Raw genomic sequence first — 8,401 nt, forward strand, 5'->3', positions numbered from 1 at the left:
GTGGTGCGTGCCCTGGTGCTGAAGTCGATCACATGGCATCGTCCGTGTCAGCCGCGTAACGCGCACACCCCAGCACGTGCGCGACCGACGCACACGACGCGTACAGTCCGGGAGCTGCCCCATGTCGACCGTGAACCCCCAGCCGCTGTGGCTGCCAGATCCGGAACGCGTCGCCCAGGCGCAGGTGACCAAGTTCCAGGCCTGGGCGGCGGAGCACCACGGCGCCCCGGCCGACGGCGGCTACGAGGCGCTGCACCGCTGGTCCGTGGACGAACTGGACACGTTCTGGAAGGCCGTCACGGAGTGGTTCGACGTACGGTTCTCCACGCCCTACGCGCGCGTGCTCGGCGACCGCTCGATGCCGGGCGCCCAGTGGTTCCCCGGGGCGAGCCTCAACTACGCGGAGCATGCCCTGCGCGCCGCGGCGGCCCGTGCGGACGAACCGGCCCTCCTGTGTGTCGACGAGACGCACGAGCCGAGCCCCGTGACCTGGGCGGAGCTGCGCCGCCAGGTCGGCTCCCTGGCCGCCGAACTGCGCGCCCGCGGCGTACGCCCCGGAGACCGCGTCAGCGGCTACCTCCCGAACATCCCGCAGGCCGTCGTCGCCTTCCTGGCGACAGCCGCGGTGGGCGGCGTCTGGACGTCCTGCGCCCCCGACTTCGGCGCACGCAGCGTCCTGGACCGCTTCCAGCAGGTCGAACCCGTCGTCCTGTTCACCGTCGACGGCTACCGCTACGGCGGCAAGGAGCACGACCGCCGCGACGTGGTCGCCGAACTGCGCCGTGAACTGCCCACACTGCGTGACGTCGTCCACATCCCCCTCCTGGGCACCGAGACCCCCGAGGGCGCCGTGGCGTGGTCGGCCCTCACCGGTGCGGACGTGGAGCCCGTCTTCGAGCAGGTCCCCTTCGACCACCCCCTGTGGGTGCTCTACTCCTCGGGCACGACCGGTCTGCCCAAGGCCATCGTCCAGTCCCAGGGCGGCATCCTGGTCGAGCACCTCAAACAGCTCGGCCTGCACTGCGACCTGGGCTCCGAGGACCGCTTCTTCTGGTACACGTCGACCGGCTGGATGATGTGGAACTTCCTCGTCTCCGGCCTTCTGACCGGGACGACGATCGTGCTCTACGACGGCAGCCCCGGTTTCCCGGACACGGGCGCCCAGTGGCGCGTCGCCGAACGCACCGGGGCCACCCTCTACGGCACCTCGGCGGCCTATGTGATGGCCTGCCGCAAGGCCGACGTGCACCCGGCGCGCGATTTCGACCTCTCCAAGGTGGCGTGCGTCGCCACCACCGGGTCCCCGCTGCCGCCCGACGGTTTCCGCTGGCTGCACGACGAGGTGCGCGACGACCTGTGGATCGCCTCGGTCAGCGGCGGTACGGACGTGTGCTCCTGCTTCGCAGGAGCAGTACCGACCCTCCCGGTGTACGTGGGCGAGCTCCAGGCGCCCAGCCTCGGCACCGATCTGCAGTCCTGGGACCCGAGCGGCAAGCCCCTGGTGGACGAGGTCGGCGAGCTGGTGGTCACCAACCCCATGCCGTCGATGCCGATCCACTTCTGGAACGACCCCGACGGCAGCCGCTACCACGACAGCTACTTCTCCACGTACCCCGGCGTGTGGCGCCACGGCGACTGGATCACGGTCACCTCCCGCGGCTCCGTCGTCATCCACGGCCGCTCCGACTCGACGCTCAACCGCCAGGGCGTGCGCATGGGTTCCGCCGACATCTACGAAGCGGTCGAGCGCATCCCGGAGATCAAGGAGTCCCTCGTCATCGGCATCGAGCAGCCGGACGGCGGCTACTGGATGCCCCTCTTCGTCCATCTGGCCCCCGGAGCGACCCTGGACGAGGCCCTGCTGGACCGCGTCAGGCGGACCATCCGCGAACAGCTCTCACCGCGCCATGTCCCCGACGAGATCATCGAGGTGCCCGGCATCCCGCATACCCTCACCGGAAAGCGCATCGAGGTCCCGGTCAAGCGCCTTCTGCAGGGCACGCCCCTGGAGAAGGCCGTCAACCCGGGCTCCATCGACAATCTGGATCTGCTGCACTTCTACGAGGACCTGGCCCGCAAACGCGCCTGAGACGCCTCCTGGAGGGGCTCAGGAGGCGCTCAACCGCCGTAGGTGGCCTCGGACTCGCCGAGCACGGAAGCGAAGTCCGAGGCCAGCCGCACGGCCTCGGTCGGCTCCAGCGCGGCCACGGAGATGCGTACTCCAGGTGGCGCCGACGTACGAAACCGTGCCCCCGCCGCGACCCACCAGCCGTACGAACGCAGACCGTTCACCACGGCCGCCTCGTCCCGCACAGGGACCCACAGATTCATCCCGCTCGCCCCGTGAGCGGCGATGCCGCGCTCGCCCAGCTCGCCGCGAAGAGCCTCGCGGCGCAGTGCGTACGTCTCCTCGGCGCGGGCCACCAACGCGCGCGTGCCGTCGTCCGTCAGCAATCCGCACACGATCCCCTGGAGCAGATGGCTGACCCAGCCGGACGTCAGCAGCAGCCGTCCGTCGTGGCGCGCCAGCGTGGTCGCATCACAGGCCGCCGCCGCCCAGCGCAGGTCGGTGCCAAGAAACTTGCTCACCGTCCGGACATGCACCCAGCGCGTCAGACCACCGGCGCTCAACGAATGCAGAGGCACGCCGGACACCGCCGAGGCGTGATCGTTCTCGACGACCAGCACATCGGGTTCGTCCCGCAAAACCTCCACCAGGGCGTCCCGGCGAGCAGCGGAGAAACAGCCGCCATGGGGATTCTGCGCCCGTGGACTGCACACCAGGGCACGCACACCCGCGCGCAGTGCCGCCTGCAAGGCCTCGGGCCGCACACCCTCGTCGTCCACGGCCACCGGCACCACACGCAGCCCCAAGGCCGTGAACAGATCCAGCAGATGGTGATAGCCGGGATCCTCCATGGCCACGGCGTCGCCGGGCCGCAACTCCACGGACAGCAGCCGGCCGATCAGATCCAGCGCCCCGTGCGCGAAGGTCACATGGTCCACCGGGACGCCGTCGGCCCCGATCCAGTCGCGTACGACCTCCTCGAGGCGGGGCAGCCTCGGCGTCGTGCGGTGTGCGCGGGTACCGGGGGACAGGTGCGACGGCGGCACGAGAGCGGGCAGCAGGGCGGGATCGGGGTGCCCGCCCGACAGGTCCCGCAGTCCCTCAGGAACCTTGGGCGGCCGGCGTGACGCCACCGCGGGCGCCGGCGCCACCACGGTCCCGCCCCTCCCGCGCGTGAGGACGATGCCGCGACGGCGCAGCTCCTTGTAGGCCGTGGCGACCGTACCCGGACTCACCCCCAGGTCGTCCGCGAGGCGGCGGACGGGGGGCAGCAGTGCCTCGGGCGCCAGGGCGCCTTCGGCCACGGCCCGTTCGACGGACGCGGCAATTCCCTTGGCTGTCGTACCTCTGATCCCATATTGTGTTGCCACGTTTCACATTATGTATCAGTACATAATTCCTGGCAAGGGGGAACCGTGCATCCGGTACGCCGCGCAGTCGCATGGTCGAGTCGGACACCCGGAGGGCGCGACGGGCGAAGAATGCTCGTCATCGCGCTCGTCGACCGCACCGGCAGCGGCCTGTGGGCAGCCGTGTCCGTCCTCTACTTCACCTATGTCTCGGGCCTGTCCGTCGCCGAGGTCGGCACCCTGGCCGCGACCGCCGGAGCCATCGGCATCGCCGGCGCACCCCTGGGCGGCCGCATCGCCGACCGGTTCCCGCTGACCCGAGTCCTGCTCATCGTCCAACTCCTGCGCGCCCTGGCCTCCGTGGCGCTCCTCACCACCAACAATTACGCCCTGCTCCTGGCCTTCTCCGCCGTCGGCAGCCTCGGGGACCGCTCCGCGAGCGTCCTCACCAGGCTCTACGCAACCCGCGTGGCGGGACCGGACCGCGTCCGCTACCAGGCCGTCCAGCGCACCATCGCCAACGCGGGCTGGGCCCTGGGCGGACTCGCGGCAGCGGGAGCCCTGGCGCTCGGCGACACCGCCGCCTACCAATGGCTCCTCGCCGGGGACGCCCTCTCCTTCCTCGCCTCCGCGCTGCTCACCCTGCGCTGCGGCGAACCCCCGTCCGCCTCCCGCACCGTCACCAGCTCGAAGAGCCCGGCACCCGCGGTCGAACCCTCACGGACGAACCCCTGGCGGGACCGCACCTACCTCGCCTACGTCGCCACCGAGACGGTCCTCTTCCTCGACGACGCCGTCTTCAAGGTCGGCCTGCCCCTGTGGATCGCGCACACGGGCAACGTGCCGCACGGCCTCGCCCCGCTGCTGCTGGTCCTCAACAACGTGATGGTGGTGGCTCTTCAGGTCCCCCTGGCTCGCTTCGGAGCCACCGCCGCGGCCGCTCGCCGGCTGCTCCTGCCGCTGTCCGCGACCTTTGCCCTCGGCGGCGTCGCGATGGCGCTCTCGGCCACCGGAGGCACCGTCGTCGCCACCTTGTTCCTCACGGGATCGGCCGTCGCCTTCACCGTGGCGGAGATGCTCCACGCCACCGTGTCCTGGGAGCTCTCCGTCGCCCTCGCCCCCGGAACCGCACAGGGCTCATACCTCGGCGTGCACGGCCTGGCCCAGTCCGCCCAACGCAGCGTCGGACCACTCGCGGTCACCGCGGCCATCGCCACCGGGCCGGTCGGCTGGACCTGCTTCGGCGCAATCATCGCCCTGACCTGCACAATCCAGCACCGCCTGGTCCGCGGACGCCTCATCCGCACGCCGTTGTCAGTGCCGCCGGTTACTGTGAGTGAGCATTGATCGACCGTGCACAGGGGGAACGATGACACGCACCGACCACCAGACCATGCGACGTGTCCTGCGCCGCGAAATCGCGGGCACCATCGGCCTGCTGACCGACGAGCACGACTTCCGTGCCATGCGTCGCTACCGCAGCTTCACCTTCGACGATCACGCGACCTATCTCCAGCAGGTCGAAGCGCTCCTGAAAACACGCGCCGCCCAGGGCAGCCACACCACAGTCGCCCTCTTCGACCCGCAGGAGTACGCCGACTTCTGCACCGACAAAGGCCTCGACCCGGACGCCCAGTCGAGCCGCGCACGCTTCACCGCCGAACTGTCGGCCACGGGTGCCGTCCTGCCCTACGAAGGCCAGCCCCTCGCCGACCTCCTCCCCGCCCTCGTCGACGAAGCCGTCCGACAGGCCACATGGGAGTACGCGTCCACGCTCCTCGCCCGCCTCGGCGCCTGCGCCTCCTGCGGCGAGGACATCGGCCGCGCCGCCTTCACCCGCGCCTCCCACCTGCTCGTCCGCATCCTCGAGACAGCGGGCACAGGCAACCGCCACCTCGTCTGCACCGTCTCGGCCGAGCCGGAGACACTCTTCTCGGTCCTCCACGCCGACGAGGAGGGAAAAGACTCCATCCGACTCGACGAGGCCGAAGCGCTCGAATTCACCACCGTGCTGGCGCTGGGCCTCGCCACCCAGACCCCGGGCGGACTCGTGATGCGCACCAGCGCCCCTGGAGCCACCGACCGTGTCTACGGCTGGCGCCTGCGCGGGGAGGGCCTCGAACCCCTCACCGCGGGCGAGGTGTTCGACGCCTACTGCACGGACATCGAATCCGGCGACCCGATCTCCCCGGAATCGGACGTCGACTATTGCGTACCGCCCGACCTCGGGCCGGAAGGCCAGGCACCGGGCCACCACCCCTGAACGAAAGAGGGCGCTCCACGCACAGGTGGAGCGCCCCCTCAGGACGCGGTCGATACCACGACAGCCGATGTCGGTCGGCTACTCGCCGGACAGCACCGCCTGAGCCGCGTTGCGCGCCTCCTCGGCGCTCTCCGTGGCCCGGGCTGCAGCAGCAGCACGCTCGCACTGGGCCAGCGTGTACTTGCTGAGGGTGGCCCGCACATAAGGAATCGACGCCGCACCCATGGAGAGGGAGGTGACGCCCAGACCGGTCAGCACACACGCGAGCAGCGGGTCGGACGCGGCCTCACCGCAGACACCACAGCTCTTGCCCTCCGCCTTCGCGGCCTCAGCGGACAGCGCGACCAGGTCGAGCAGCGCGGGCTGCCAGGGATCCTGCAGCCGGGAGACCGCGCCCACCTGACGGTCGGCGGCAAAGGTGTACTGCGCAAGGTCGTTGGTCCCCAGGGAAAGGAACTCGACCTCCTGAAGAATCGACCGGGCCCGCAGCGCGGCCGACGGAATTTCCACCATCGCGCCGAACTTCGCCTGCAGCCCGGCCTCGCGGCACGCGTCCGCGAACGCCTTGGCGTCGGCACGGTCGGCCACCATCGGAGCCATGACCTCGAGGTACACCGGCAGACCCTCGGCAGCCTTCGCGAGCGCGGTCAGCTGGGTGCGTAGCACCTCCGGGTGGTCGAGCAGGGTCCGCAGACCCCGTACACCCAGTGCGGGGTTCGGCTCGTCGGCCGGCGTGAGGAAGTCGAGCGGCTTGTCCGCACCGGCGTCCAGCACACGTACGACGACACGGCCCTCGGGAAACGCCTCGAGCACCTGCCGGTAGGCCTCGACCTGCTTCTCCTCCGACGGGGCGTTCTTGCTGTCGTCCAGGAAGAGGAACTCGGTGCGGAACAGACCGACACCCTCGGCCCCGGCCTCGACGGCGGCCGGGACGTCAGCAGGACCGCCGACGTTCGCCAGCAACGGCACCTTGTGACCGTCGGAGGTGGCGCCCGGACCGGTCGCGGCGGCCAGCGCCGCCTTGCGCTCGGCGGCCGCCGCCTCCAGACGGGTCTTCTTCTCCTGGCTCGGGTTCACGAAGATCTCGCCCGTGCTGCCGTCGACGGCGATCACGGTGCCCTCCGCCAGCTCACCGGCACCCGGCAGCGCCACCACCGCCGGAACACCGAGCGCCCGCGCGAGGATCGCACTGTGACTGGTGGGCCCGCCCTCCTCGGTGACAAAGCCGAGCACCAGGGTCGGATCCAGCAGTGCGGTGTCGGCAGGCGCCAGGTCACGGGCGATGAGCACGTACGGCTGGTCACTGTCCGGCACACCGGGCATCGGCACCCCGAGCAGCCGGGCGACGATACGATTCCGCACGTCATCCAGGTCGGCCACGCGACCGGCGAGATACTCGCCGGCACCGGCCAGCAGGGCGCGGTACGCCGCGAACGCGTCGTACACGGCGCGCTCGGCCGTGCTCCCCACGGCGATCCGCCGTTCGACGTCCGCCATCAACTCGGGGTCCTGAGCCATCATGGCCTGCGCCTCGAGCACCGCCTGGGCTTCGCCCCCCGCCAGATTGCCGCGTGCCATGAGGTCCGCCGCCACAGCTTCCACGGCCTGGCGAGCGCGCCCCTGTTCGCGCTCTGCGTCCTCCGCCGGAATCTGCTTGGCAGGCGGCTCCAGAACCGCCGTTCCCATGTGCCGAACCTCGCCGATCGCCACACCGTGGCTCACACCGACGCCTCGCAGCGTTGTCTCCATCTCACCCGTCTCCGATAGTGCGGCGGGTCCCGCCGCCGCGGTGGTTGTACTGTCGGCCGTCATACCGACGGCACAGACGTCACTTCCAGACGAAAAGGCTGTCGCCGGCCTTCACGTCGCCGTCGTCACGAAGATCGGAGAGAGCCTCGGCCGTGGCCTCGAGCGCCACGATCGGGCACACGGCGGACTTGCCGGCGGCCTCAACGGCAGCGGGGTTCCAACGCACCACGCTCTGTCCCCGCGTCACGGTGTCGCCCTTGTTGACGAGCAGTTCGAAGCCTTCGCCGTTCAACTGCACGGTGTCGATGCCGAGGTGAGTGAGCACGCCGTGTCCGTGCTCGTCCACCACGACGAAGGCGTGCGGGTGGAGGGAGACGATGACCCCGTCAACGGGAGCGACGGCCTCGGAGGGCTCACGCACGGGGTCGATCGCGGTACCGGGGCCGACCATGGCCCCGGAGAAGACGGGATCGGGTACTGCTGCCAGTCCGATGGCGCGTCCGGCGATCGGGGACGTCACGGTGGTCATGGGAAGCCTCCCAGGGGTGGAGATCGAGGGCCGTCACTGCCTGTACCGGACGGCGCACTCTGGGCAGGTTATGTCATATGAAGTGCCGGTTCCGCATGAAAGGTACCGGATAGTGGTCTAGACCACCACCCTAATCGATTTGCACCGGCTTCCCGGCCCCATGTAGAGTCGTACTCCTGCTTGAGGCCGAGCGACGCGACCAAGCGTCCTTGCTCAGCAGCACCCATACTCGTCAGATCCTATCCCGGGGTCACCTTCTGCATGCCCGCAGGACGGTGGTCAGGGCCACGGAAAAACACTGATAGAGTTTGGAACACCGAAAGGGAAGCGCCCGGAGGAAAGCCCGCGAGGGTGAGTACGAAGGAAGCGTCCGTTCCTTGAGAACTCAACAGCGTGCCAAAAATCAACGCCAGATATGTTGATACCCCGTCTCTCTGAGACGA

Annotated in this window: 6 protein-coding genes; 3 read left to right on the forward strand and 3 right to left on the reverse strand. The window is 69.9% G+C overall.

Going from position 1 to position 8,401, the window contains the following annotated elements; genetic code table 11:
• The first annotated feature begins 121 nt into the window (after positions 1 to 121).
• Positions 122 to 2,089: an acetoacetate--CoA ligase gene (locus MQN93_RS32795; protein WP_242712406.1), complete on the forward strand. Its 1,968-nt coding sequence runs from the start codon at positions 122 to 124 to the stop codon at positions 2,087 to 2,089.
• Between the two features lie 29 nt (positions 2,090 to 2,118).
• On the opposite strand, the gene MQN93_RS32800 is transcribed toward MQN93_RS32795, so the two are convergent.
• A complete protein-coding gene (locus tag MQN93_RS32800) occupies positions 2,119 to 3,438 on the reverse strand; it encodes an aminotransferase class I/II-fold pyridoxal phosphate-dependent enzyme (RefSeq protein WP_242712407.1) in 1,320 nt (439 codons plus the stop codon).
• A gap of 111 nt (positions 3,439 to 3,549) precedes the next feature.
• On the opposite strand from MQN93_RS32800, the gene MQN93_RS32805 reads away from it, so the two are divergent.
• Together MQN93_RS32805 and MQN93_RS32810 are read left to right on the forward strand one after the other, a co-directional pair.
• Positions 3,550 to 4,764, forward strand: a complete 1,215-nt coding sequence (locus MQN93_RS32805) for an MFS transporter (protein ID WP_242712408.1) — start codon at positions 3,550 to 3,552, stop codon at positions 4,762 to 4,764.
• Positions 4,765 to 4,786: 22 nt separating this feature from the next.
• Positions 4,787 to 5,680, forward strand: coding sequence for a DUF8829 domain-containing protein (locus MQN93_RS32810; RefSeq protein ID WP_242712409.1), 894 nt, complete (start codon positions 4,787 to 4,789; stop codon positions 5,678 to 5,680).
• 78 nt (positions 5,681 to 5,758) lie between these two features.
• Here MQN93_RS32810 and ptsP read toward each other — a convergent pair whose 3' ends face one another.
• Together ptsP and MQN93_RS32820 are read right to left on the reverse strand one after the other, a co-directional pair.
• Positions 5,759 to 7,429, reverse strand: coding sequence for a phosphoenolpyruvate--protein phosphotransferase (gene ptsP / locus MQN93_RS32815; protein ID WP_016434123.1), 1,671 nt, complete (start codon positions 7,427 to 7,429; stop codon positions 5,759 to 5,761).
• 79 nt (positions 7,430 to 7,508) lie between these two features.
• Entirely contained in the window at positions 7,509 to 7,958 is a 450-nt protein-coding gene (locus MQN93_RS32820) for a PTS sugar transporter subunit IIA (protein ID WP_016434122.1), read from the reverse strand.
• Positions 7,959 to 8,401 lie beyond the last annotated feature (443 nt).

The sequence above is a fragment of the Streptomyces spinosisporus genome, assembly GCF_022698145.1.
GTDB classification, from domain to species: domain Bacteria; phylum Actinomycetota; class Actinomycetes; order Streptomycetales; family Streptomycetaceae; genus Streptomyces; species Streptomyces spinosisporus.

What these genes read in the sequence shown, in the direction of transcription:
- MQN93_RS32795 (WP_242712406.1), top strand. Translation starts at nt 122, where the DNA reads ATGTCGACCGTGAACCCCCAGCCGCTGTGGCTGCCAGATCCGGAACGC.
- MQN93_RS32805 (WP_242712408.1), top strand. Translation starts at nt 3,550, where the DNA reads ATGCTCGTCATCGCGCTCGTCGACCGCACCGGCAGCGGCCTGTGGGCA.
- MQN93_RS32810 (WP_242712409.1), top strand. Translation starts at nt 4,787, where the DNA reads ATGACACGCACCGACCACCAGACCATGCGACGTGTCCTGCGCCGCGAA.
- ptsP (WP_016434123.1), bottom strand. Translation starts at nt 7,429, where the DNA reads ATGGAGACAACGCTGCGAGGCGTCGGTGTGAGCCACGGTGTGGCGATC.
- MQN93_RS32820 (WP_016434122.1), bottom strand. Translation starts at nt 7,958, where the DNA reads ATGACCACCGTGACGTCCCCGATCGCCGGACGCGCCATCGGACTGGCA.